General features: G+C 40.4%; 23 protein-coding genes. 13 read left to right on the top strand and 10 right to left on the bottom strand.

Annotated features, from left to right (window positions below):
* Nucleotides 1-31: 31 nt before the first annotated feature.
* The gene (locus AUR67_RS20960) at nucleotides 32-178 is read right to left on the bottom strand and encodes a DUF2897 family protein (RefSeq protein WP_082665667.1); all 147 of its coding nucleotides are present in this window, start codon (nucleotides 176-178) and stop codon (nucleotides 32-34) included.
* A 39-nt stretch (nucleotides 179-217) separates the two neighbouring features.
* Complete coding sequence (locus AUR67_RS17710; RefSeq protein ID WP_058586242.1) at nucleotides 218-754, bottom strand: acyloxyacyl hydrolase; 537 nt, start codon at nucleotides 752-754, stop codon at nucleotides 218-220.
* Between the two features lie 235 nt (nucleotides 755-989).
* On the opposite strand from AUR67_RS17710, the gene AUR67_RS17705 reads away from it, so the two are divergent.
* Both AUR67_RS17705 and AUR67_RS17700 read left to right on the top strand, forming a co-directional pair.
* Nucleotides 990-1,583: a phospholipid-binding protein MlaC gene (locus tag AUR67_RS17705; protein WP_058586241.1), complete on the top strand. Its 594-nt coding sequence runs from the start codon at nucleotides 990-992 to the stop codon at nucleotides 1,581-1,583.
* A gap of 300 nt (nucleotides 1,584-1,883) precedes the next feature.
* Nucleotides 1,884-3,221, top strand: coding sequence for an ankyrin repeat domain-containing protein (locus AUR67_RS17700; protein ID WP_058586240.1), 1,338 nt, complete (start codon nucleotides 1,884-1,886; stop codon nucleotides 3,219-3,221).
* Between the two features lie 84 nt (nucleotides 3,222-3,305).
* Here AUR67_RS17700 and AUR67_RS17695 read toward each other — a convergent pair whose 3' ends face one another.
* The 5 genes from AUR67_RS17695 to AUR67_RS17675 are packed head-to-tail and all read right to left on the bottom strand — an operon-like array spanning nucleotide 3,306 to nucleotide 6,841.
* Nucleotides 3,306-3,761: a DUF2069 domain-containing protein gene (locus AUR67_RS17695; protein ID WP_054563600.1), complete on the bottom strand. Its 456-nt coding sequence runs from the start codon at nucleotides 3,759-3,761 to the stop codon at nucleotides 3,306-3,308.
* Nucleotides 3,758-4,312 (bottom strand): NAD(P)H:quinone oxidoreductase, encoded by a 555-nt coding sequence (wrbA, locus tag AUR67_RS17690; RefSeq protein ID WP_058586239.1) that lies wholly within the window; start codon nucleotides 4,310-4,312, stop codon nucleotides 3,758-3,760. Before wrbA ends, AUR67_RS17695 begins: the two co-directional genes overlap by 4 nt.
* On the bottom strand, nucleotides 4,312-4,659 hold the full coding sequence (gene arsC / locus AUR67_RS17685; RefSeq protein ID WP_058586238.1) for an arsenate reductase (glutaredoxin): 348 nt from the start codon (nucleotides 4,657-4,659) through the stop codon (nucleotides 4,312-4,314). The genes wrbA and arsC overlap by 1 nt, the downstream gene beginning before the upstream one ends.
* A gap of 54 nt (nucleotides 4,660-4,713) precedes the next feature.
* Nucleotides 4,714-6,174, bottom strand: a complete 1,461-nt coding sequence (locus AUR67_RS17680; RefSeq protein WP_058586237.1) for a M48 family metalloprotease — start codon at nucleotides 6,172-6,174, stop codon at nucleotides 4,714-4,716.
* A gap of 1 nt (nucleotide 6,175) precedes the next feature.
* A complete protein-coding gene (locus AUR67_RS17675) occupies nucleotides 6,176-6,841 on the bottom strand; it encodes a hypothetical protein (RefSeq protein ID WP_058586236.1) in 666 nt (221 codons plus the stop codon).
* 155 nt (nucleotides 6,842-6,996) lie between these two features.
* Here AUR67_RS17675 and AUR67_RS17670 point away from each other — a divergent pair, with 155 nt between their 5' ends.
* The 3 genes from AUR67_RS17670 (at nucleotide 6,997) to AUR67_RS17660 (ending at nucleotide 10,649) form a co-directional block, all read left to right on the top strand.
* On the top strand, nucleotides 6,997-7,215 hold the full coding sequence (locus AUR67_RS17670) for a hypothetical protein (RefSeq protein ID WP_054563605.1): 219 nt from the start codon (nucleotides 6,997-6,999) through the stop codon (nucleotides 7,213-7,215).
* Nucleotides 7,208-8,275 (top strand): AI-2E family transporter, encoded by a 1,068-nt coding sequence (locus AUR67_RS17665; RefSeq protein WP_058586235.1) that lies wholly within the window; start codon nucleotides 7,208-7,210, stop codon nucleotides 8,273-8,275. Before AUR67_RS17670 ends, AUR67_RS17665 begins: the two co-directional genes overlap by 8 nt.
* Nucleotides 8,276-8,393: 118 nt before the next feature.
* Nucleotides 8,394-10,649: an aminotransferase class V-fold PLP-dependent enzyme gene (locus tag AUR67_RS17660; protein ID WP_058586234.1), complete on the top strand. Its 2,256-nt coding sequence runs from the start codon at nucleotides 8,394-8,396 to the stop codon at nucleotides 10,647-10,649.
* 72 nt (nucleotides 10,650-10,721) lie between these two features.
* Here AUR67_RS17660 and AUR67_RS17655 read toward each other — a convergent pair whose 3' ends face one another.
* Nucleotides 10,722-11,753 carry a LacI family DNA-binding transcriptional regulator gene (locus AUR67_RS17655; protein WP_058586233.1) on the bottom strand — a complete coding sequence of 344 codons (1,032 nt, stop codon included), beginning with the start codon at nucleotides 11,751-11,753 and terminating at the stop codon, nucleotides 10,722-10,724.
* A gap of 348 nt (nucleotides 11,754-12,101) precedes the next feature.
* Between AUR67_RS17655 and pgi the strand changes: the two genes are divergently transcribed.
* The 5 genes from pgi to AUR67_RS17630 all read left to right on the top strand — a co-directional run bounded on the left by pgi (nucleotide 12,102) and on the right by AUR67_RS17630 (nucleotide 21,043).
* On the top strand, nucleotides 12,102-13,748 hold the full coding sequence (pgi, locus tag AUR67_RS17650) for a glucose-6-phosphate isomerase (RefSeq protein WP_058586232.1): 1,647 nt from the start codon (nucleotides 12,102-12,104) through the stop codon (nucleotides 13,746-13,748).
* Between the two features lie 267 nt (nucleotides 13,749-14,015).
* Nucleotides 14,016-15,488 (top strand): glucose-6-phosphate dehydrogenase, encoded by a 1,473-nt coding sequence (gene zwf / locus AUR67_RS17645; RefSeq protein WP_058586231.1) that lies wholly within the window; start codon nucleotides 14,016-14,018, stop codon nucleotides 15,486-15,488.
* 5 nt (nucleotides 15,489-15,493) lie between these two features.
* Nucleotides 15,494-16,204: a 6-phosphogluconolactonase gene (gene pgl / locus AUR67_RS17640; RefSeq protein ID WP_058586230.1), complete on the top strand. Its 711-nt coding sequence runs from the start codon at nucleotides 15,494-15,496 to the stop codon at nucleotides 16,202-16,204.
* A 710-nt stretch (nucleotides 16,205-16,914) separates the two neighbouring features.
* Complete coding sequence (locus AUR67_RS17635; RefSeq protein WP_058586356.1) at nucleotides 16,915-19,455, top strand: TonB-dependent receptor; 2,541 nt, start codon at nucleotides 16,915-16,917, stop codon at nucleotides 19,453-19,455.
* 76 nt (nucleotides 19,456-19,531) lie between these two features.
* Nucleotides 19,532-21,043 carry a tryptophan halogenase family protein gene (locus tag AUR67_RS17630; protein WP_058586229.1) on the top strand — a complete coding sequence of 504 codons (1,512 nt, stop codon included), beginning with the start codon at nucleotides 19,532-19,534 and terminating at the stop codon, nucleotides 21,041-21,043.
* Between the two features lie 38 nt (nucleotides 21,044-21,081).
* Here the strand turns inward: AUR67_RS17630 and AUR67_RS17625 are convergent, their stop codons facing one another.
* Nucleotides 21,082-21,792 carry a DUF6445 family protein gene (locus AUR67_RS17625; protein WP_058586228.1) on the bottom strand — a complete coding sequence of 237 codons (711 nt, stop codon included), beginning with the start codon at nucleotides 21,790-21,792 and terminating at the stop codon, nucleotides 21,082-21,084.
* Between the two features lie 243 nt (nucleotides 21,793-22,035).
* Here AUR67_RS17625 and AUR67_RS17620 point away from each other — a divergent pair, with 243 nt between their 5' ends.
* Together AUR67_RS17620 and AUR67_RS17615 are read left to right on the top strand one after the other, a co-directional pair.
* The gene (locus tag AUR67_RS17620) at nucleotides 22,036-22,740 is read left to right on the top strand and encodes a SapC family protein (protein WP_054563614.1); all 705 of its coding nucleotides are present in this window, start codon (nucleotides 22,036-22,038) and stop codon (nucleotides 22,738-22,740) included.
* 125 nt (nucleotides 22,741-22,865) lie between these two features.
* Nucleotides 22,866-23,900 carry an isoaspartyl peptidase/L-asparaginase family protein gene (locus tag AUR67_RS17615; protein WP_058586355.1) on the top strand — a complete coding sequence of 345 codons (1,035 nt, stop codon included), beginning with the start codon at nucleotides 22,866-22,868 and terminating at the stop codon, nucleotides 23,898-23,900.
* A 68-nt stretch (nucleotides 23,901-23,968) separates the two neighbouring features.
* Here the strand turns inward: AUR67_RS17615 and queF are convergent, their stop codons facing one another.
* On the bottom strand, nucleotides 23,969-24,814 hold the full coding sequence (gene queF / locus AUR67_RS17610; RefSeq protein WP_058586227.1) for an NADPH-dependent 7-cyano-7-deazaguanine reductase QueF: 846 nt from the start codon (nucleotides 24,812-24,814) through the stop codon (nucleotides 23,969-23,971).
* 59 nt (nucleotides 24,815-24,873) lie between these two features.
* Between queF and syd the strand changes: the two genes are divergently transcribed.
* A complete protein-coding gene (gene syd / locus AUR67_RS17605) occupies nucleotides 24,874-25,413 on the top strand; it encodes a SecY-interacting protein (protein WP_054563617.1) in 540 nt (179 codons plus the stop codon).
* Nucleotides 25,414-25,415: the final 2 nt, after the last annotated feature.

Raw genomic sequence — 25,415 nt, 5'->3', positions numbered from 1 at the left:
TAAGCTGAAGCCTTAAATAAAAAAGCCCTGATTATTTATCAGGGCTTTTTTTATCTTCATTATCATCGCTTTTAGGCACTTTGAAGTCCATTTTTGCTGCATGTTTTAGCAACATAAGGTTACCAATTACTACACCAAATACGGCAACAACAATGGCTATAATTTGCCAAGTTTCCATCTTGAAATCCTGCCGATAAACACAGCGATATAGTAGCACTTAAAATCGTCTTGCATAAGACAGTGAAATAAAATCAAGGCCAGGGTTAGGGCTTTTGAACCCCGCATTTGAGTAATGTAAATACCTAAGAGCTAAGGTTGAGTCGTCACCTAAGTCTGCAACTAGGCCCAACCTATCCTCAAACTGATAGTGAGTACTAACGTTTTTACCTGCAAAATGGGTGTCATCCAACAGTGAAACGCCAATCCCAAACTCTACATAAACAGGCATGTTTTTCACATTAAATACAGGGTATTGGATCACCGGAGACATAGCTAACACGATATTCGTTTGATGTTTGTTGTCTTTGCCATACTGCCAAATATTAAAACTAGACTCGAAGTACAAACGGGCGTGTTGAAAGGGCAGCTTTTCATTGGGTATATGATACTGGTAGGCCAGCTTTAAGCCTTTTACATCCCCTTCACCTTGAATGTAATCAACGGCATAGCCATGGTTTGAAGCAGCATAAGTCGGTGTTGCTAGTAGGGCGGCTACACCTAACATAAGTGCTTTTAGTGGGTGTTTTAGTTTCATCTCGGTACTTCTCATTATGACTGTGAGCAAGTAGATAAGGGCGGGGGTAAGAACTTTTCAATGTGCGTAAAAACACAGAAGCTGTGCACATTCTCATATTTTTTAGCAATTAACTGAAAACTATGGGAAAAATCGATTGGTGCTTAATTGGCATTAAAACGGTGTCGGATTGTTTCTTTTTTTATGGATTTAATATCGGTATATTAGCGAAAATTTTCGTTGAGAGGTGAATACGATGACCAAACTAGTTAACTCATTTTTGCTAATTGCAGCACTTTTTACTGCATCTGCTTTTGCCAGCGAAGACCGCTCGCCTAAGCAACTATTAGAATCAGTCACAGCAGATTTATTTGTTGATATCGCAAATGTAAATGCAAAAGGCGATGCCAGCTCAGAAGCAATGGCGAACATTGTAGAAAAACGCTTATTGCCGCACATGGATATTAAGTTTGTATCGTATAAGCTTTTAGGTAAGCACATTAAAGGCCTACGCCGTGACCAAGCTGTTGATTTTATTGCTGCGGTTGAGCATTACTTAACAGTAACTTATGCCGGCGCACTAATGAAATACACAGGCCAAAAAGTTATTTTTGATCAATCACAGCTAATCGACGATGGTTATGCAACAGTTAAAACGCAAATTGTTGATGACAATGCGCCAGCCATCGATTTGCACTTTAAATTACGCCAAGGCAAAGATAAGCAGTGGAAAGTATACGATATCGTTGCTGAAGGCATTTCACTGTTAAGCGCGAAGCAAAAAGAAGTTTTACAGCGCATCAGCCAAGTTGGCATTGATGAAGTGACACACGAATTAGCAAGTAAGTAAGTTAGCTTAAAGCTCGATTACCTTCACCTCATCGAGCGTTTTAGCTACTTTCAGTCTCCAACCAAGCAGTGAGTACCGTCCATGTGCCGCTGCTTTTCTATTTTCTTTAAAAATCACCTACTTTGCGCTAGCACCTGTAACGCTCTGTGGTAGAATCATGCTACTTTTCTTGTTTACCAAAGTATCTGTTCAGATACTGTGTTATTGGTCGCAATATTAAGCAAACTGTCAGTTAAATTTTGCTATAACTAGTTGCTTAATAAGACATCGAATAATGTGCAGCGGAGTTGTGTTTTTTTAATGGAAAATGTACTGATTTGGCCAAAGGAATACCCGTTACTAATCAAAGGATTAGCTGAACAAAACGGGGCCTATATCTTAGATGCTTTAGAAGCTTGGCCGGCATGTCGTTCTACTAATGAAGATGACGGTGTGTGTACGACGGTTCTTCCGCCTATTTACTACCTTACTTGGTTGACCCCTCTTGAACCGTTTGAAGAGTGTTATTTCCAACATATTTCTGAGTTTGATGAAGCTGCGTTGCATTATATTAATGCTATGAAAACGCATTTTTTAGAAAACGACTACACCCCTGAAAGTCTTGTTTTAATGTTATGCCAGCGCTTAGAGAAGTACGCTAGCGCATTTGCTCAATCGGCCGTTAAAACCCCTATAACTCTCATCCACCAGTTATTTAATCGTCGCTATTTTACTGTGATTGAACATGTACTTAATCACGGTGCGAAAATGTCTGCGGACGATGTATTAGAGCTGTGGACCGAAGTTGACTTTAGGGAGCGTTTTAGTGGTTTTATTCCTGACTCAGTGGCTGATCTTGAAGCATTAACAGCGCTTGCGGCTGAAAAAGTTGCTCACGGTGAAGATTACTTCACCTTACTAAAACTTGTATCACCTGATGTTGATTCAGCATCGTTACTTGAACAAGCTTTACTTGCCCACTTAAGCCACGAAAATGCTAAACAAACCATGGCAAAGCGTTTCATTGAGCAAGGCGCAACAGGTGCTTTAGCTGACGAAAACGGTAAAACAGCCTTTATGTGGGCTACTGAAAAAGGCTATGTGAATGTTGTTGAGACAATACTTGAACATCAAGATAAGAAAGCCCAAGACAATAAAGGTAATACAGCATTACATTACGCTGTATTAGCCGAGAATGGACCTTTACTGGTGTTGCTTTTAAAAGCGGGCTATGACTTTAGAGTTCGTAACAACGACGGTCTAAGTTGCTACCGACTAGCAGTTAGCATTAAAGCGGATAACTTAGTGAAGTGCCTAGAGCATGACTTTGGCATTAAAGAGCTTTCGCCAGAAGGGCAGTTTGATCGCGTTAAAAAAGTGCACTTACTCCATGCGATTGTAACTGTGTTACTACCTGTGCAGTTGTTCTTCTTTTTTGACGATAGCATTGCTATTAAAAGTGAGTTAACGCTGAGTTTTACGCTGGTTTCGATCTTATGCTTTTTCTTTGCCACAAGCTTGAAACGCTGTGCGCTTTACCCGCATATTCGCCATCCATGGGGGCTGTTTATTTTAAGGTTGTTCTCATTATTTAGCTTAATTGGCCAAGTGGGTCTGGCAAGTATTGTAGCGCTAGCCACCTTAGCAGAGTTGGTGTGAACGCATAAAAACTTTATAAAGTGACATAAAAAACGGCAACCTTGGTTGCCGTTTTTTGTTTCATTTTTGATAAACGAATCGGTATTATTTATCGTGTTCATGAGCGGCTTTTTCTTCGGCCAGCTCTTCTTTTAATTTACGTATCTTAAGGCCAAGCTCTTGTCCGCGATGGCGAGCATAATAGGTGCAGCCAATAAACATCAGACTGGCAAAGATTAACTCAAGTAATACCCAAATCAGCTGTTCTTGTGCGACCCATAGTAATGTAAAACCATGAATAAAATAGAACATCACGATAAAGTTTGCCCACGCGTAGGTATAAGGCTTATCTTGAATAATGCCCTTGAGTGGTAACAGTAGAGGCAGTATATAAACAACAAAGATAAAGGCGTTACTGTGGCCTTCTCTTGGGGCAATTAAAAACAGCCAAATTGGCATTAAAACTAATAAGCCGATATAACCAATCAGCGCAAAACGTTGGAATCGTTTTGTAATAGGTTTTTTGGCAACAGGCTGATTTAGCTCAGGTTCCAAGCTCATTGTAATTTACTCGCAATCAGTGCCAAGCGTTTTCCAACACTTTGGCAAATTTTAATTTCGTCTTTACTTAACACATTGCTGTTATTGCTACCGGCCACATGAGTTGCACCGTATGGTGTACCGCCGGTTTCAGTTGCTAATAACTCAGGTACCTCATAAGGCACGCCAAGCAACATCATGCCGTGATGTAACAACGGCAGTGATAGATTCAACAAGGTAGCTTCGTTACCACCATGCATACTGCTTGATGACGAAAAAACGCAAGCAGGTTTATCTATCAGCTGACCTTTAAGCCATAGATCACTGGTTGTTTCCCAAAAGCTCTTAGCTTGTGAGGCCATCATGCCAAATCGGGTAGGGGTGCCAAAGGCTAAGCCATCACAATTAATTAGATCATCTTTACTGATCACAATATCGTGTGGCTGACGTTTAACGAACGTGCGCAATAAGGCAGTTGCACCGTGTTGCTCAATCGACTCGGCTATCTCATGTGCCATTGCTTCTACAGAGCCATGGCTTGAGTGGTATAGCACAACAATGTTTATAGCCATTAAAGTACGCTTAATACGTTTTCTGGTGGACGACCTAGAGCAGCTTTGCCGTTATTTTCAACAATTGGGCGCTCGATTAGTTTTGGATTGGCGGCCATTGCAGCAATTAATTTGTCTTCGTTTTGTTCGTTTTTAAGCTCAAGCTCTTTGTAGATGTCTTCTTTAGTACGCATTAACTCACGCGCTGAAGTAAAGCCCAGTTGGCTAATTAAAGTCGAGATTTGTTGTTCATTAAGCGGTGTTTTTAGGTATTCAACAACACTTGGTCGTACGTTATTGCTTTCTAATAGGGCAAGTGTTTCACGCGATTTTGAACAACGTGGATTATGATAAATAGTCACAGACATAGTGTGTTCTCACATTTAATAATTTGGCTTATTTTAGGGCAAGCGCCGCGAGACTTAAAGTCTCGCAAGCTCTTTTTGTAATTGACGGTATTGTGTAAGTAGGGCTTTTAAACGTTGTTGTTTAACTAGCTCTTCAGGCTCAACAAAGTTTAGTGCTTTTTGAATTTCATCAGCTGCTTTTAAATAAGCGCCATATTGGGCAAGCACATTGGCATGCGCTTCATGGTAGGAAGCCATATTTTCTTGCTTTTTATAGACATCAGCAATGAGCTCTTTGGCAAGATTGTTCTCAGGTTTTGCTAATAAATAAGATTTTAAGATACGTTCAGCAAGGTCAAATTGTTTAGCTTCAATAGCGGCATTTGCATAGTTTAAGGCAATCACCTGATTGTTAGGTCTATCGATATCTAACTTAGCTAAAAACTCTACCGCTTCATTCGCTTTACCTTGCGCTATGAGTAAGTCGGTGTGGGTATCGATATAAAATAAATTCTTTGGATCTTGCTCAAGCAATGGATTTAAAATGCTGGCCGCTTCATCAAGCTTTTTTTGATCCAACAAACTAATACCCAAGCCATATTTAAGTGCAGTGTCGTTATGAACGGTATTTTCACGCATTAATTTACGAAATAAATCTTCTGCGGCTTTTGACTTTTGCTGATAGCGAGCAATAACACGGCTTTTAGCTAAATTAAACTCTAGGCTGTCGGAGTAGTGTCTTTTTGGATACTGCTCGGCACGTAATCGCACATCAGAGACGCGGCTTTCAGGCAATGGGTGAGTTAGCAAAAATGCGGGCGGCTTATATTTGTAGCGAATTTGTGCAGCAAGTTTAGTTAAAAACTCACTCGATTGGCGAGGATCAAACCCTGCATTGTTTAAGGTCTGCATACCAATACGGTCTGCCTCTTGTTCAGCAGCACGGCTATGAGTTAATTGACTAAATGCCGCTTGTGTTTGGTTTGCTGAGATAATGGCTATGCCGGCATCAGGTGCAACAACGGTTGCTAAAATACCCGCAATCATACCTGCTATAGTTAACGCGCTGTTATCTTGCTGTTGTTGAATACGACGGGCTAAATGGCGCTGTGTTACGTGAGCTATCTCGTGCCCAAGTACTGAGGCAAATTGGCTTTCGTTATCGGCTTGTGCGATAAGACCCGTATGCACACCTACGTGGCCACCATAAAAGGCAAAAGCATTAATTTCAGCGTTGTTTAACCAGAAAAATGAAAATGGAAAACGCACATCGTTGGCGTTTGCGACTAAACGACGGCCCAAAGTGGTCAGGTACTCATCAAGAACAGGATCACTTACAACGGGTGATGAGCCACGAATTTGCATCATCATTACTTCACCGATCGCTTGCTCTTTTTCAATCGGCAAAGCCTGTAAAGCTGAGGTCCCTAAATCGGGCAGCTTAAAGTTTGTTTGTGCCTTCAACGGCTCACTATGCAGTATTGAAAACGTCAGTAATGCACTGCACAGTGTAATAAAGGCTGATTTTAGTCGCATCTTATTCCTTGTTGATTTGCTCACCTAACATGACTTTTGCTAAGTCTATTTCGTCGCTGCATGCTCGGCTGTCTTTTTCGCACAATTGATAGAAATCTTTTATTGTGACTCCATCTAGCTTAACAACGTTCAACTCTCGTTGTAAAAAAGTTATGATTTTATGCGCTACTTTATGGGCATGAAGAATTAAAGCTTTGTCAGCTTTATCGCCTCTTTCAAAGTAAAAAGCGATGAATTTATGAAGCTGGTTAAAGCGAATAAGGTTTTTCATGGTGTGCGGGTCCCACACCTTAAATTCCATAAAGCGATTGTCTTTGATGTATTGGTCTACCATAACATCTTTAGCGTAAGGGTAGGCCCATAATTCGAAACCTCGGTCCGTAAAGCTTTGATGCAAAGCAATTCGCGGTTTTTGCTCACAGACAATTTCGCCCATGTCAGTCTCATGACCACCTAATAAATCAAGGTTCCAATTGCGTGGATCAATTAATTGTTTAACGGCATTATCAAAACCGTGGTCTAAAATCCCTTCAGATTCGCTAACCGATGATGCCACCATATGATAAAAAGGCGGTAGCTCGCCCCAGTTTATTTGTTTTTTATACCAGTTTATCTCTTTAAGAGTTGGATTCGCAGGTAATTGCGCTTTATTATGCGAGCCAGGCATGGAGTTTCCTTTACTACCAGTTATAGATTAAGGATAAACTATTGTTTTGCGTGTTTTAAGAAAAAAATGAGTTGTTTCTCATTATAAAGACTTATTTTCGCAAACGGCCTACACCTTATACTTATTATTCATATTAATAACGCAGTTGATTCGCTATGTTAACGGTTGATTTAAGAGGCTATAAGTGCCCTCAACAATTTATTCAGTTTAAATTAGGGTTGAATAAGGCAACATCAATTAAACAACCCGTGACTTTTACATTTAATGCTGCTGAGGCAACGGACGATATGCAGCGATTTTTAGAAAAACATCATTACCATTTTAAAATTGACCTAGAATTAGGTGTACTAACTGTGGAGCCCATTCGTGTTTGAGTATGTAAAAGCCTGGTACGAAAATAAATTTTCTGATCCCCATTCAGTAACCTTGTTGTTACTGCTTATTGCAACCTTTGCATTTTTCTACTTTTTTGGTTCGTTAATCGTGCCAGTTTTAGTTGCCTTGGTGATTGCCTATTTACTTGATTGGCCTGTTGCTCACTTAGAAAAGCTGGGTTTAAAACGCTTTACCGCAACGATTCTTGTTATGTTGGTATTCAGTGGCTTGATGATCATGATTATTGTCGGCATGGGGCCCGTGCTTTGGCAGCAAACCAGCAATCTAGTTCAAGAAACCCCTTACATGATTGAAAAAGGTAAAGCGCTGCTTTTACATCTTCCTGAAGATTACCCAAGTTTGATTACTGAAGATCAGGTTAAATCAATTGTTACCAGTGTAGAAACCAAAGCGATTGAGTTTGGTCAGTTGGTGTTATCGGTGTCATTAACTTCGATAAAAGACGTGGCAGCTTGGCTGATTTATCTGATCTTAGTGCCGCTTTTAGTGTTCTTTATGCTTAAAGATAAATTAGAACTCACACAAAGTGCCGAACGCTTATTGCCTAAGCAGCGCCGCTTGATCATTCAGGTTTGGCAAGAAATGAATCAGCAAATCATGAATTATATCCGCGGTAAGGTATTTGAAATTTTAATTGTTGGTACTGCATCTTTTATTGCTTTTGCTGTGCTTGATCTTCGCTATGCGGCTTTACTAAGCGTGTTGGTTGGCTTATCGGTGCTTATTCCATTTGTTGGGGCGGCATTGGTGACCATTCCTGTCGCTGCGGTGGCGTTATTCCAGTTTGGTTTAGAAACTCAGTTTTGGACCATATTAATTATCTATGGTGTGATCCAAGCACTTGATGGCAATGTGTTAGTGCCGTTACTGTTCTCTGAAGCGGTAGATTTAAACCCTGTGTTTATCATCGTTGCGGTATTGTTTTTTGGCGGTTTATGGGGCTTTTGGGGGGTGTTCTTCGCAATACCGCTGGCTTCATTAGTAAAAGCGCTTATTAATGCCTGGTCTTCTAAGCAGGTTGAGCTAATTGAAAGTTAGCTTAGTCTTAAAAAGTATAGAAAACGCACTTTACTGACTAATTGATTATTATAATTTAGCCGTGAAAAATGTAAAATAGGTTATAAGATATATCTTTTAGTAATATGGTGCGTTTTACATGGCAAATTTTTACCTTCCTGACGATGCTAATCAGCAAATTTATTTAGATGCGAATGCAACGACTCCTGTACTTCCTGAAATTGCCGATGTGGTTTCGCACACGATGCAAGTTTGTTTTGGTAATCCATCAAGCTCTCATATTACGGGTATTCAAGCAAAACACTTATTAGAACAAACACGTAATAAAGCACGTGAAGTCATTGGCGCTACCGACGGCGATATTTTATTTACCTCAGGTGCAACAGAAGGTATTCAAACAGCGGTTGTTTCTACGCTTATTGCTGCAAAAAGTCACCAAATCGAGAATCCGGTATTACTTTATGGGGCAACAGAGCATAAAGCGGTGCCAAATACCCTAAAACATTGGAATAGCGTGCTTGATATAAACGCACAGGTATTAGCTATTCCAGTAGATAAAAACGGTATTTTAGACCACGAGTTTATTCGTAAACATGCTGCGAATGCACTGATGATCTGTACTATGGCAGTAAACAACGAAACCGGTGTATTCCAAGATTTAAGCGCTATTGAGCAAGTCATTCGTAGTGAAAACAGCCATGTGGCTTGGATGGTTGACTGCGTGCAGGCATTAGGTAAAACCAACTTAGCGCTAAGCCAAACTACCATTGATTACGCTCCATTCTCTGGCCATAAATTGTATGCCCCTAAAGGTATTGGCGTACTTTATATTCGTAAAGGCAGTGCGTATACACCATTTATTGCTGGCGGCGGTCAAGAAAGCGGTATGCGTTCAGGCACCGAAAACTTACCAGGCATTGCCGGTTTAAATAAGCTGTTCTCGTTATTACTTGATAAACAAAACCAAACATTCAAGCCAATTGAGCAGCTACATGCTTTTCGCGAGCAATTATTAGCTGCATTAACTGACACCTTTGGCAGCATCACGTTTAATCACAGTTTTGAGCATTCAGTGCCAACAACATTAAACTTTGCTGTGAACGAATTAACCAGTAAAGAGGTGATGGATTTATTTGATGCGGCGGGTATCCGTGTTAGTGGCGGCTCTGCATGTAGCTCAGGCGCAAACCGTAGCTTTGTTTTAGATGCGATGGGAGCCAGTGATTGGCAAAGTGAAAACGCGATACGTATGTCGTTTGGCCCAGCTGTTAACCAACAAGAGATTGACTTTGCTTGCGATAAAATCCGTTCTTTAAAGCCGATTCTAGAAGCAAATTGTCTTGTTGTGTCTGATAGTACATCGCCTCAACACGAAGTTTGTGCGATTGGCTTAACACAGCTTCGCCATCAAGCTGCGTGCTGTTGGCTGTATGTAGACAGCGACAAAAACGCAGTGGTGATTGATCCTATTATTGAGCTCATTCCGCGTATGGCGAAAATTGTCGCGACACAAGGTCTAATAGTAAAAGCGATTTTAGATACCCATAATCACCAAGAGCGTTTATCGGCTCGTTGTTTATTATCAAAAGAGCTCGCAGAACGTTTTGTTGCTAATGAAATAGATGAACTTGGCTGGCCTAAAGATTCAGCAACCATCGAATTAAGCGATGCATGCTTAACTAAAGTAGCGACACCGGGTCATAGTGACGATAGTGTTAGCTATTTATTGTCAGATACACAAAGCGGTGATATTAGCTATTGCTTCTGTGGTGATTTAATCCTACCAGGCGGCTTAGGTAACACAGCAATTAGCGGTGGCGATGCTGCGAAAATGGCTCAGTCATTAAAACAGCTTGCTATGGCAGTGCAAGATTCTACGGTAATTTGTTCAGGACATGATTATCAGCAATGTTTTGCTATGGATTGGCATGCGCAAAAGACAACGACACCGTTATTAGCAAAACTATTAAGTGAACAAGTATCAGATGATGAGTTTGTTGAATTAAAGCAACAAGCGGATGAGCAAAAGCATACTGTAAGTCATTCTTTATGTGGCTATGTTGAAACACTTGAAAGTGCGCCAATGAAACAGCTTGCTGCAAGTGATGCTAAAGTAATGCTAAATGATAAAGCCACTTACTTAATTGATACTCGCGAACCGTATGAGCATGGTGCGAATAATTTGGCAGAAATATTCACAGTTGCTGATAGCAAAGTGATCAATATTCCACTCAGTCGTATGGCAAACGCTATCGTGCTAGGGCAGCTTGAGAAAGACCATAGTTATATTTTGGTTTGCCGAAGTGGTAATCGTTCTAAGCAAGCCGCAAACAATTTGTCGCAGTTAGGGTTTGAAAACGTTTATAACTTAAATGGCGGTTTAGCATTGCTTTAATGGTTAGTAATTAGATATAAATCAGTCATTAAAAAAGCCGCTATAGAGCGGCTTTTTCGTAACTTGAATAAATTAAGCTGAGGTTGGGCCTGAGCTTTCCCGTACTACTAATGAAGGGGTAAAGGTTGTGATGATGTCTTTATCTTGATTACGTGCACCACGGGTTTTTCTAAACAGTAAACGCGCTGCATGCTGCGAAATCACATCATTCGCCTGATGAGCTGTAGTGAGTTTAGGCCAAGTCTGACGCGAGAACGGAGAGTCCTCGAAGCCGGTAATTGATAACTGCTGTGGAATTTCGATACCCATTAAGCGTGAGGCGAATAACGCGCCTGCTGCCATTTCATCGTTACCGCCAAGAAGGGCAGTGATGTTATTCGGGTTATTCTCACCCAGCAATGCTTTTGCACCTTCTACACCTGATTCAAAAGAATACTGGCCTTCGTAGATCAGCTTATCATTCATCGAGATGCTGTGATCTTTTAATGCGGCCTGATAACCCTCTAAGCGTTCAGTTGTTGATTTATGCTCTTTGTCACCACATAAAAAACCAATATTTTTGTGGCCAAGGGAGAGTAGGTGAGAAGTAATTTCGTACGCAGCGGCGTAGTCGTTCACATAGATACAAGTGTCTTGGTCTTCTTCTGTAGGGCGACCAGAGAGTACGCGTACATAATGAATACCCATTTCATCAAGCATCTCGATAATGCTATTTTGCTCTGACAGCGGTGGCGTTAAGACAAGGCCTGCCAAGCGAGAGCGCTTGATCATGGTTTTAAAGTCTTCTTCCATGTTGCCATCAAGGTAATTACACGGATGAATCACCAGCTCATAGCCTTCTTCTTTACAGCGCGACAACACACCATTTTGCATATCGATGACATAATACGCATTCGGGTTGTCATAAACTAAACCAACAGTAAAAGACGATGTGCCTGCTAGGTTACGAGCTGCAAGGTTTGGTTGATAGTTCAACGTGTTAACAGCGTCCATCACTATGTCGTACGTTTTTTTTCTGACCGATGGCTCTTTATTAATTACTCGCGAAACGGTTTTCATTGAAACACCAGCGAGCTTGGCTACATCATTTATGGTTACTTTCATACTGTTACTTTATAGTTAGTTATATTTGTATTATAATAATATCGAAAAGTGTTCACCAGAGCGCTTTTTCTTAATAGGTACATTAATATTTAATATAAGTTAGTTAGTGTATCTAATGTTCTACCAAATTAGCAGTAAAATAATTGAGATAATTTTTATGATACCGGTGTCAAAAGAGAAAAATTGCGCTATTATCTCGACTATAAAATGTAAAAGTAGAACATTGACAGCGTTGTCATTTTAACTTAGTGTTAATTTTCATCGTATTTTTAATTGCTGTCTTTATTCAATATTAATAAAAAGATAGTTAAAAATCAGTTTGTTGCAAGTTTTGAGGGGATTATATATATGAGCAGCCGTTCGCAATTAGCTAGTTGGCAAGCACTATCTGAAAGTGCCAAGAAGATGAAACAAATTCATCTTAAAGATTTATTTGCCAAAGATAGCACGCGTTTCGAGCAATTCTCTGCTCAGATCCCAGGTGTATTATTCGATTACTCAAAACAACAAATTGATAAGACTGTTTTTGAACAATTAATTGCTTTAGCGAAAGAGTGCGATATCAGCGCATGGCGCGACAAGATGTTCAGTGGTGAGAAAATTAACATTACTGAAGACCGTGCTGTACTTCATACTGCTTTACGTAACCGCGCTAACACAGCTGTGATGGTTGATGGCGAAAACGTAACTGACGCTGTTAACGCTGAGCTTGCTAAAATGAAAGCCTTTGTTGGCAAAGTACGCAGTGGTGAGTGGTTAGGCTACACAGGTAAAGCTGTAAAAGATGTTGTTGCTATTGGTGTAGGTGGTTCAAACCTTGGTCCGCAAATGGCAACCGAAGCACTTGCTGCTTATGCTGACGACACATTAAATGTTCACTATGTATCAAATGTTGATGGTGTTCAAATTGCGTCTGTTTTACAGGGTTTAGATGTTGAGACAACATTATTTGTTATCTCATCTAAAACATTTACAACCTCAGAAACCATGACTAACGCTAAATCGGCTGTTGAGTGGTTTTTACAAACAGCACAAGCGCAAGAACATATTGCTAAGCACTTTGTAGCTGTAAGCACCAATTTAGAAAAAACAGCGGCCTTTGGTATCGCTGATGAAAACGTATTCACAATGTGGGATTGGGTCGGCGGTCGCTTTTCTTTATGGAGTGCGATAGGATTACCAATCGCCCTGTACCTAGGCTTCGACGCGTTCGAAGAGATCCTAGAAGGTGCGTTTGAAATTGATGAGCATTTTAAAAATGCTGAATTTGAAAATAACGTACCATTGTTAATGGCGCTTTTAAGTGTTTGGAACACTAGCTTTTTAGGTTATACGGCACAAGCTATTTTACCGTATGACCAAGCACTACACATGTTACCTGCGTATTTACAGCAAGGTGAGATGGAAAGTAACGGTAAACACGTTACTTTTGCTGGTGAAACGGTTCCTTACACGACGGTTCCAATTATTTGGGGTATGACAGGTATTAATGGTCAACATGCTTTTTACCAATGTCTGCACCAAGGTAATGTAATTGTACCTGCTGACTTTATTGCCTCAATTGAGCCGCAAGTAAATGTTGGTAAGCACCATGATATTTTATTATCAAACTTCTTTGCACAAACCGAAGCTATGATGGCCGGTGTTGATGCAGAGCAAGTAACTGCAGATTTAACCGCAAAAGGTAAATCTGAAGCAGAAATTGCAGAATTATTGAATCATAAGATTCACCAAGGCAATCGCCCAACAACGTCAATGTTGTTAGATAAAGTTGATGCGAAAACGGTAGGACGTTTAATTGCGCTTTATGAGCACAAGATCTTCTGCCAAGGCATTATCTTAGAAATCTGTTCATTTGACCAATGGGGTGTAGAGCTAGGTAAGGGACTTGCCTCTAAAATTGAAGCTGAATTATTTGATGACGCAGTCAGTCATCCACACGATAGCTCAACCAACGGACTGATCGCTTACTATAAAACACATCGTAAGCAGTAATAGATTCGCAGCAACAGCTGCAAACCGAATACCTTTGAACGGGTAGCGCTGGAGTTCTTAGGGCCTGTATTTTTGTGAGAGGATTTACAGAGCCCCTAAGACTCATTTACTTCAGCCAACATAAGAATAATGAGTAAACTACTTACAACAAATTCAACAGGCTTTGTTAAAGGGATCATCTAACACAGCCAATCAACCAGATAACAACACGCACTGCCATACTGCATGAGTCGATTAACATGGCATTGCCAATGTAGAGAGTGATATATGTTAAATCCATTTGATATCGTAATTTTTGGGGGCGGCGGTGATCTTGCGTTACGTAAGTTACTTCCTGCAATGTATCGCGCTTATCAAGAGGGCAACCTTCCTCAAGGTTCTCGTATCCTTCCTACGGTACGTGAAGAAAGCAAACGTAAAGAATACATCGAAACAGCACATAAAGCGTTACAAGACTTTTTAGGTAAAGGTGAGTACAACGCAAAAGATTGGAAAGCATTTTCAGCTTATCTTGTGCCAGTTGTAACGAATGTAACTGAAGCCGATGACGACTGGGATAAACTAAAAGATATCCTTGATGAACACGATGCTGATAAGTCTCGTGTTTTTTACCTTTCATTACCACCTGCAGTGTACGGTAGCTGTTGTGAAATCTTATCTAAGAAAGGTCTGATCACAGAAACGTCACGCGTTGTTGTTGAAAAACCGATTGGTTACTGTGGTGAGTCTGCTGAAGCAATCAATGCAAAAATTGCTGAATACTTCAAAGAAGAGCAAGTATTCCGTATTGACCATTACTTAGGTAAAGAAACAGTTCAAAACTTAATGGCACTGCGTTTTTCAAACTCACTGTTTGAAAACCTGTGGGATGCAAAATCAATCGATAACATTCAAATCAGCTTATCAGAAACCGTAGGCCTAGAAAGCCGCGCTGGTTTCTACGATAAAGCGGGTGCATTACGCGATATGGTACAAAACCACTTGTTGCAATTACTTTGCTTAGTGGCAATGGAATCACCAAACAAATTAAACGCGAACAGCATCCGTACTGAAAAATTAAAAGTACTTGAGTCGTTACGTCCGTTAGTGGCTGAAGATGTTGATGCAAACATTGTACGTGGTCAGTATGTACCAGGTAACTTAGACGGTAAAATCGTCCCAGGTTACTTAGAAGAATTAAACGAAGGTGCGAGCAAAACAGAAACTTTTGTTGCTATTCGTGCGCACATCGATAACTGGCGTTGGGCTGGTGTTCCTTTCTATCTTCGTACTGGTAAACGTATGAAAAAGCGTTGTGCTGAAATCGTTGTGGAATACAAAAAAGTATCTCACAACGTTTATACCGACAACGTAGGTAACATTGAGCCAAATCGTCTTGTTATTCGCCTGCAACCAGAAGAAACAATTCAATTAACACTGATGTCTAAGCGCCTTGATAACCTTGAGATGCAATTAGAACCAGTAACTATGAACATTGAGTTATCGCAAGCGTACAGTAATGGTTTCCATTCAGATGCTTACAAGCGCTTAATGTTAGATGCCGCAGCAAATAACCCATCACTGTTTATTCACCGTGATGAAGTGCGTCAAGCATGGAAATGGATTGACCCAATCATTGAGCGTTGGCAAGAAAAAGGTGCACCATCGTTATACCGAGCTGGTACATGGGGCCCTGAAGATGCAGATGAGCTTTTAGAAGAAAACGACCACGTTTGGTTTAACACAGGCGATAAGGCGTAATTAAGATGGCAACAATTGTTGAAAAATTCTTTGCAAACAAAGACGAATTAACTGCTGAGCTTTCTTCAAGCCTTGAACAAAGCCTTGTTGCTGGTATTAAAGAAGATGGTCGTGCGGTACTAATGGTGTCGGGTGGCTCATCACCAGCACCTGCTTATAAGCACTTATCGAACCTTGAACTTGATTGGGCAAACATTGATGTTGCTATGGTTGATGAGCGTTGGGTTGATGCTGATCATGAAAAAAGTAATGAAGCATTTATCAAAAGCACGTTATTACAAAACCATGGCGCTGCGGCTAATTTCGTAACAATGAAAAATGACGCATTAACGGCACAAAATGGTGTTGCTGAATGTGAAGCTGCATACAAAGCATTAAAGCGTCCTTTTGATGTGACGATTTTAGGCATGGGTCCAGATGGTCATACGGCTTCTCTATTCCCTCATGCTGAAGGTTTAGAACACGGTCTTGCGACAGATGATTTAGTATGTGCAATTAACGCCATTGAAAGCGATGTAACAGGTAAAATCACTGAGCGTATGACGTTAACTTTAGCTGCGATTGCAGACTCTAAAGTAGTGAAGCTTTTAATTAGCGGTGAAGAAAAACTGGCTGTTTACAAGCAAGCGAAAGAGGGCGGTGCAGTTGCTGACATGCCTTTACGTGCTGTATTGAATCACCCACATATCAATATCGAAGTTTATTGGGCGCCTTAATCGCCCGATTAAAGTCAATGTCAAAAGCGAGCTATTATGCTCGCTTTTTTGTTTTTAAATTCTCACCTGTAACGAACCGTATTGAATAAATACGCTTTCTTTAAATAGCCCGATAAAGTGTTAGACAAGTACAAAATCGCTCTATATAATTAAAAATGACAACGCTGTCATTGTTATTGGTTATTATTCTCAATATCCCCTTTAACTCATTCTGCCCAGAAAAAGTTAAAATAATTTGCACATGACAGCGTGCTTTTAGGAATAGGTTAGTTTTTTAAGCTAATTTATTGTTAGATAACAGGTTTTATATAACTTTTAGTTATGGTTAATAAACGTCCAATGGAAACTAAAGCTTACAAAAACACATGTAATTTTTAGCAAATTTCAAAAACTCATCCTTTTGGTCTTTTCATCTGCAATATCACTCATGCTATATTTGCGCCGTTTATTTGTAACAATTCTTAAAAACTCAATATTAAATATTAGTTATATCAATAACTTGATTATTTCGTTGTAAATTTTTTGCACAAATTAACCAAAAAGATGTAGCACAAATGTAATTTAGAGTGTATGGTTTGTTACTAGATGACAGCGTTGTCATCATCACTGGGCAGAAGTGATATAAAAAACCAACAAAATGATTCAAGGGGAATCCTGTGTTAGCTAAAAATTTTAAGAAAAGCTTATTAGCAGTTAATATCGGCCTCGTAATGAGTGCTGGGTTCACTGGCGCTGCATACGCAGCAGAAGAAACTAAAGTTCAAGAAGATGTTGAAGTAATTGAAGTTCGCGGTATTCGCCGTTCACTTGAAGCTTCAATGAATACTAAGCGCTTTGCTGACAGCGTTGTCGATGCTGTTTCTGCAGAAGACATCGGTAAGTTTCCTGATGGCGATGTAGGTGAAGCACTTGGTCGTATTTCAGGTGTTGCTGTTAACCGTCAATTCGGTCAAGGTCAGCAAGTGTCTATTCGTGGTGCTTCAAGCCAATTAACACGCACACTTTTAAACGGTCAAACTGTTGCATCAACAGGTTGGTATGACCAACAATCAATAGACCGTAGCTTCAACTACACGCTTTTACCACCTGAATTAGTTGGTGAAATCCAAGTTTATAAATCTTCTCAAGCTGACGTTGTAGAAGGTGGTGTTGGTGGTACTGTTATTGTTAACACTCGTAAGCCACTTGATCTTGACGCTGGTACGACTTTCTTAAGTGTAAAAGGCGATTACGGCACAATCTCTGAAGAAACAGACCCTCAAGTTTCTGGTTTATTTAGCTGGAAAAATGACGAAGAAACATTCGGTTTACTAGGTTCTGTTTCTTGGGCTGAAACAAACTACCAACGTAACGGTATCGAATCACTGATCGGTTGGGGTGATATTGTTCCTACTACGTTCCAACAAGAGCGTGAGCGTACAGCATTAAATGCAACTTTTCAGTATCGTCCTACAGAAAACCTAGAGCTAGGTTTAAACATTATGAGCCTTGAGTTAGATGCAAACAATGCAAATACCTCAAACTTCGTAATGTTCCCTGACGACAAAGAAGCAGCTTGTGAGCAAACAAATGCATCAGGTACATGTACTTTCTACCGTCGTACTGGTGAAGGTGTGAATCCAGGTTGGACTCAAACTTGGGCACGTATTGCAAGCATGACATCTGACACAGCAGATTTCAGCCTTAAATACGAAGCTGACTACTTCACACTAACAGGTCGTTTCGGTACAACTGAATCAGAAGGTGGTACAGACCTAACTGCAAACTACGGTAACTTCATTGGTGTTCCATCTGATTACGCAGGTACTTATGATGCTACTGGTGACGTGATCAAAATTGACATCAATAACAAATACTTTGAACCATCAGACTTTGCAGGTCCGTTATCTCCAGCTGGTTGGGCACTTAAAAAACAACCTAATACAGATGAAGAAACTTACGCACAGTTAGACCTTTCATTCCCTGTTGATTTTGGTGCTATCACAGCAATCAAAACAGGTTTCCGTTGGGCTGACCATGAAGTAAAACAAGAGACTTACTCAACTACTTTAGTTGATACATTACCAAGTGGTGATGGTGAGACTTACTACTCAGGTACAATGTCATCAGGTGCAGGTTTCACTTTACCTGAGCCAGATTTTGACAAAATGGTATCTGATGCACGTGCTGCAATTGCAAGCTTCGATAATGATTCAGCTGTATACCGCTCAGGTTACGGTACAATCGAAGAAGAAAACTTCGCAGTTTACGCAATGGCTGAGTTCTCTGCAGAATCTATCCGCGGTAACTTCGGTTTACGTTACATCTCTACAGATGCAGAATCAGATTACTACGGATTTGCAAATGGTGAGTACGAAAGTTCACTAAGCACAGATAAAGCGAGCTACAACGACGTATTACCTAGCATCAATATCGCATTCGATTTAGCTGAAGATGTAATTTTACGTACCTCTGCGGCACAAGTTATTGCACGTCCTAACTACACAGATATGTTCTCTGCATCATCTTTTGCAGGTTACGCTGATGGTACAGCAAATAACGAAGTACTAACTAAAGGTAACGTAGGCCTTAACCCATTCAAAGCAACTCAAGCTGATTTAGGTATCGAGTGGTACTTTGATGGTGACGGTATGGTAAGTGCAACTTACTTCTTCAAAGACATCACATCATTTGTTACTTCAAGCCAAATCTTGAATCAACAAATCGGTGTTGTAGACCCAGATACTCAAGGTGATAACTGGACGCTATCTACTAAGCTTAATGCAAGTGGTGGCCAAATCGAAGGTATCGAGCTACAAATTCAAGATGGCTTTGACAGTGGCTTTGGTTACTCAGCAAACTACACATTCGTAGATGCACCATCAGAAGCTGAAAACTACCCAGATATGATCCCATTATTCTCAGATTCGTCTAAGCATACTGTGAACTTAGTGGGTTACTATGAAACAGATACTTACTCAGCACGTTTAGCTTATAACTGGCGTTCAGAGTACATGATCCGTGAGCTACCTGGTTTCTACGGTAACCGTGAGCATCAATCATACGGTACTCTTGATTTCAGTGCTAACTACAGCGTAACTGATAACATTGACGTAACGTTTGAAGCTGTTAACTTAACTGAAGAAGACAGCGTACAAATCGGTGTTGCTCCTTCTGATGCAGAAGTCGTTCCTGAACTTCGTAACGGCTACCCAGCATGGAGCTTTGAAGGTGAAGCACGCTACAAGCTAGGTGTATCACTACGTTTCTAATTTGATTTAGATAACGAAATTAAGAAAGCCCAGCTCGCACTGGGCTTTTTTGTGAGTAAAATGTGAGCGAGTAAAAATGATAAAAAAAATCGCAATTGTTGGTGGCGGAACAGCAGGTTGGTTAGCCGCTAACCATTTGGGTCACGCGCTTTTGCAAAGTGGCATTGAGATCACATTAATCGAGTCTCCTAATATTGCCAGCATAGGTGTCGGTGAAGGTACTGTTCCTTCGATGCGCAATTCTTTGCAAAAGTTTGGTATCAGTGAAAGTGACTTTATCAATGAATGTGATGTTACTTTTAAACAGTCAATCAAGTTTGTAAATTGGCTAGATAAACACAAACATGGTGCTAACTTTTACCATCATTTATTTGATCACCCACATATATTCGGTGAGGAGTTAACGCAGCAGTGGCTTGCTGAGGGTAACGATAATGATTACGCAGACTTTGTTTCTAAGCAGCATGCGTGTTGTGAAAATAACCTAGCACCTAAAACAATTGCGACACCACAATATGCAGGTATCAATGGCTATGCCTATCATTTTGATGCTAAAAAGTTTGCTGCATACTTAGGAAGTCATGCCACGCAACATTTTGCTGTAAAACACCTGTTTGCAGAAATTAAAGATGTCAGCTGTGATGAGCAAGGTTTTATTACACACCTAATCGACTCAGAAGGTAACGCCTTAGAATTTGACTTTATTATTGATTGCTCCGGTTTTTCGGCTGCCTTTATTGGGCAAAAACTAGGGGTGGGCTTTGTTGATAAGTCAGATAGTTTATTAACTGATACTGCAATCACATTGCAAGTACCGACACAAAGCGATGATGAAATACCGCCTTACACTATTGCTACGGCACACCAAGCTGGTTGGATCTGGGATATTGCGCTCACAGAGCGAAGAGGAGTGGGGTTTGTTTATTCATCTAAGTATATGAGCGATGAGCAAGCACACGCTAAATTGCATCATTATTTAGGTAATAAATTTGAGCACTTAACGCCAAGAAAGATCCCGATGAAAGTAGGGCATAGAGAAAAAATGTGGCACAAAAACTGTGTCGCTATTGGGTTGTCGCAAGGATTTGTTGAGCCACTTGAAGCAACTGCCATCTTAATTGCAGACTTTTCTGCGGGGTTATTAGCAAAGCGTTTTCCGCGTACCCGAGATGACATTAACTTAGTTGCTGGTGATTACAATCAGCAGGTGAATTATGTATGGCAACAAACGTTTGATTTTATAAAAATGCATTACTGTATTTCTGATAGAACTGATTCAGCCTTTTGGCGTGATAACAAAAAAGCCGACCAGTTATCAGAAAAACTAAAAAATAACCTAGCACGCTGGCAGCGCTTTACACCAGTACGCGAAGACTTTGCCAGTAAGTTCGATTTATTCGACTTAGAAAACTACTTATATGTATTGTTTGGTATGCATTATGTACCTGCCAAACAGCAATATAAGCAGAGCGACAATCAACAAGTTGCTAAATTTAAACAGCAGCGCGTCAAGCAGTTATTAAATGAGCTACCTAAGCACAGAGAGCTGTTAAATAAAATAAAGAAATTTGGCTTACAGAAAAACTAACTTTATTAACTGAGCTGGCTAAAAAAGTATTAGCCAGCTTAGCTAATTCTAAAAAACGAAGAGATAGATAAACGGCTGTTGCTTAGATCATTGCTGTACTTTTTGCGATTAAAAAGAGCTGCGCTATGCAATAGGTTGCTCTTATAAATTACGAGCCTATTTACCTTCGCTTCAATATCCACCACTTTTTCAAAAAGCTCTGTTGTTTCATTTAAATAGCCTTGATGAGTTGCGCTGTGTTTTTCAGTATCAGCAATCATGTTATGCACGCTATTTTGGTTATCAGCTGTCACTTTAATAATATTCTCAGGCAGGTATTTGTATATACCTGTGCCGCCCCATTCTTTATCTGACAAATAATGCACTGCTGCAAATGTTTTATCATCCGTTGAATCAATATGTGGCATACGCTGCAAGGTATTTAATTCATCCGCATTTTGAGTAACTAATGAAAGCTTACAGCGGTGAAGATATAAATTATTTTCACCGCTTGTAATGATCCCTTGCTCTAAAAGCTCGTTAAGTAGCCGCTCAAAAGCTCGGTAGTAAGGCGCAGGCATTTCATCTCGTTTGCCAGGGTATAGAGTGCCATCGCTGCCAAAAGGCTGGAAATAGGCCGTATCTGTGGCAAATTGATAAATAGGCTCAAGGCTGTGCAAAAAGTCATCAACAATGATGACAGTCTCATTAATTTCAGCAATGAAAACGCTGCTTACTTTATAGTCTTTATTTAATTGATAGCTTTCCATTGTTTGCCTCAGCCTCCCCATAACTGTTGAATATACTAACAAAAATAGTGGCTTATGCGTGATAATATTTACTTGGTTATAGCTTGTTTTTTCATCATTTGGGGTTGATTGGTAATGTAGGTAAATTTGTTAATTTATAATGTACAAACTGCCACAAAATTTTCACTTCCTTTTTGTTGCCAAAACCTATAGGCTTTGGGCACTAACAGCAAAAACATATTATAAAATTAATGGAGCAGTATCATGGCGGAGCAACAAGTACAGCCTTTACATAACGAAAAACATGCCAACACTAAAATTCAAAATGGCATCAACATTGAGTTCATGAAAACTCAGCACTTAGTACCTGTGGTTGCACACGAATTTGCACGCATCGCAAATGAATTCCCAATGGCATTTGTTAAAAACAACGAATCAGGTCAATTCCAAGCAGTTGCTTTATTTGGTCTAGAGCCAGGCGAGAACCTTTTCATTCAAGACGACAAATGGACAGCTGCATTTGCACCTATGTCTATGACTCGTTACCCACTAGGTCTTGTTAAGCACCCAGAAGCTGACCAATTTGGTATCGTAATCGACGAAGCAAGCCCACTTGTAAGCGAAGAAACAGGTAATGCACTTTTCGAAAACGGTGAAGAAACTGAGTACCTTAAGCGTCGTAAAGAAGCACTTGTTTCTTTCATCGAGTTCTCTCAGGTAACTGAAGCATTCACTAAGTACCTTGCAGACAAAGAACTACTAGTAGCTCAAACGCTAACTGTAGAAATCAAAGGTGAGAAAAAAGACATCAACGGTATCTACCTTGTTGATGAGAAAAAACTTAACTCACTAAGTGATGAAGAGTTCTTAGACCTTCGTAAGCGTGGCTACTTAGCACCTATCTACTCTTTCTTAACGTCTACTCACCAAGTAGCACGTTTAGCACGTTTAAAAGCAGCTCAAGCTTAATTTTAAACGGCTGAAAAAAAGCGCCATTAGGCGCTTTTTTTGTTTCTTTCGTCGGTTAAAGCTTGAAAACCGGCGCCGAATTATTCACATTGGGCTTACAAACTAAAATAAATATAAGTGCCCCTATGTTAAAAACATTACTCACCTCAGCCATTGCCCTTAGTGCATTATCATTTAGTACTTTAAGCCACAGTAGTGATCAACCTTTTGCTATCGCCATTCATGGTGGTGCAGGAACGATTGAAAAGAGCCGCTTCACGCCAGAGCAAGAAAAAGCTTACCGTGCAAAACTAAAAGAAGCCGTTGAAACAGGCTATGCCCTGCTTGAAAAGGGTGGTGAGAGCCTAGATGCTATCACTGCGGCAATTAATGTGCTGGAGAACTCGCCGTATTTCAACGCTGGTCGCGGTGCTGTATATACTTATGACGGTGCACATGAGCTTGACGCATCGATTATGGATGGTCGTACACGCCAAGCAGGAGCTGTTGCTGGGGTTAAACACATTGAAAACCCAATTAACTTGGCGCGCTTAGTGATGGAAAAATCAGTGCATGTTATGCTCAGCGGCCAAGGTGCTGAAGAGTTTGCAAAAACTCAAGGTATGCCGCTGGTTGAAAACAACCTATTTGATACTGAGCACCGTTATAAAGCCTTATTAAAAGCAAAAGAAAAACTCGATAAACAAAAAGTAACTAGCAAAGACTACCAAGCTGCACACAAAGCCCTGCCAGTTAATTACAAAATGGGCACTGTCGGTGCAGTTGCGCTTGATAAAAACGGTAATATCGCTGCAGGTACCTCTACAGGTGGCATGACAGCAAAACGTTTTGGCCGTGTGGGCGATTCACCAGTGATTGGTGCGGGGACCTTTGCTGAAAACGATTCATGTGCAGTATCTGCGACAGGCCATGGCGAGTACTTTATTCGCTACAATGTGGCAGCTGATATTTGTGCTCGCGTAAAATACCAAGGTAAAACCATTGTGGAAGCGGGGAACGAAGTGATCCACGATGTATTAATGCCTATAGGTGGCACAGGCGGTGTGATCATTATTGATGCTAAAGGTAACATCAGCTTGCCGTTTAACACCGCAGGTATGTACCGTGCGAGTAAATCAAATACATCACCAACTTATGTGGGTATTTTTAAAGACGAGTAATTACCTATAACGAATCTTTAGACAATAAAAAACCGAGTTCACAACTCGGTTTTTTATTGTCACCAAAGTTATTGGCGATTAATTTTTACCTTGAAGGGGGTTTCATCTTGATTCGTTGAGCGATAAGGGTTGATATCTAAACCACCACGGCGTGTATATCGGGCATACACTTCTAACTCTTCAAGGTTTAACTGCTGCATTAAATCGCAGTAAATACGCTCTACACATTGCTCATGAAATTCGTTGTGAGTTCGAAATGAAATTAAATATTTTAATAAGGCTTCATGGCAAATCGCTTGGCCTTTATAACGAATAATCACACTTGCCCAATCAGGCTGTGAGGTGATCAAGCAGTTCGATTTTAATAAGTGACTGTGTAGGGTTTCTGAGACAATCTCATCACCATTATGGCGAAGTGAGCTTGCATCAATATCATAGCTGGTGATTTCGATATCCAGATCATCAATACATTCGCCCGGTAACGCTGAAAATGGCAAACAATTGAAATCATCTGCTTGGTATAAAGTAACGACCACCGGTGCATTAACTGCATCTGACAAGTCTTTGCTAAGCGCTTGATGTACGTCATCTAGTGTCTCAAAACGTGTTTGATTAAAGCTATTTAGGTACAGTTTGAATGACTTTGACTCAATGATATGGCTGCTCTGACAAGGAAATACAAACGTTGCCACAGCGACCATTGGCTTACCCTTGCTATTTAGCCACGATAATTCATAGCCAGTCCAAATATCTTGGCCTTTAAACGGTAAGTTATCTTCGCTAACACCTAATGCATCACGGTTTAATTTACGGGCAATAGGAAACAGTAAACTTGGTGTGTAGGTATCTACATACTCTGTGCTTTTACCAAGAACACTGTTTTTCAGTTCGGGTGAGTTGCTGTAATCTGTCATCTTTACACTTTTGTAGTTACAATAGCGGCATTATACCTAAAGCCAATGAGTTTCGCAGTATGTCTGTTTCTACAAAACTAGATAAGTTACATCAAGCATTTAGTGAAAAATGCCTAGAACGCACAGGAAAGCTTCCTGTTATTGAACATGATACAGCATGGCCAAGTCCATGTGAGCAGGGCGAAGTCGATGAGCAGGGGCTTATTCAGTGGTGTGCAGTTCCACAACAACCTGCTGGCAGTTTAGAAGACTTAGCCAAGGCACTAGAGTTATCGTTTCCTGAAGATTTAAGCCCATTGTTTGGTCATGTCTATGCGGGTAATTTGTTATTGAGTATTGATGATCATCACATTGAACTGCTACAAGCATGGAATGAAGATGATTTTAGCCGCTTACAGCAAAATATTACCGGTCACGTGTTAATGAAGCGCAAGCTAAAGCAGCCAGAAACCGTATTTATTGGTCTTACAGAGCAAGATGATCTACTGATCACTGTATTAGTAGAAAGCGGTGAGGTTTGCTTAGAGTATGTGGGTAAAAAACCACATCATGTGCTAGCGAATAGCATCAGTGAGTTTTTAGACAAAGTAACGGTATAAAC

This window comes from Pseudoalteromonas sp. XI10 (assembly GCF_001469895.1).
GTDB lineage: Bacteria > Pseudomonadota > Gammaproteobacteria > Enterobacterales > Alteromonadaceae > Pseudoalteromonas.
The sequence above is the reverse complement of the archived record's forward strand: the minus strand, read 5'-3'. Positions and strand labels throughout refer to the sequence as shown.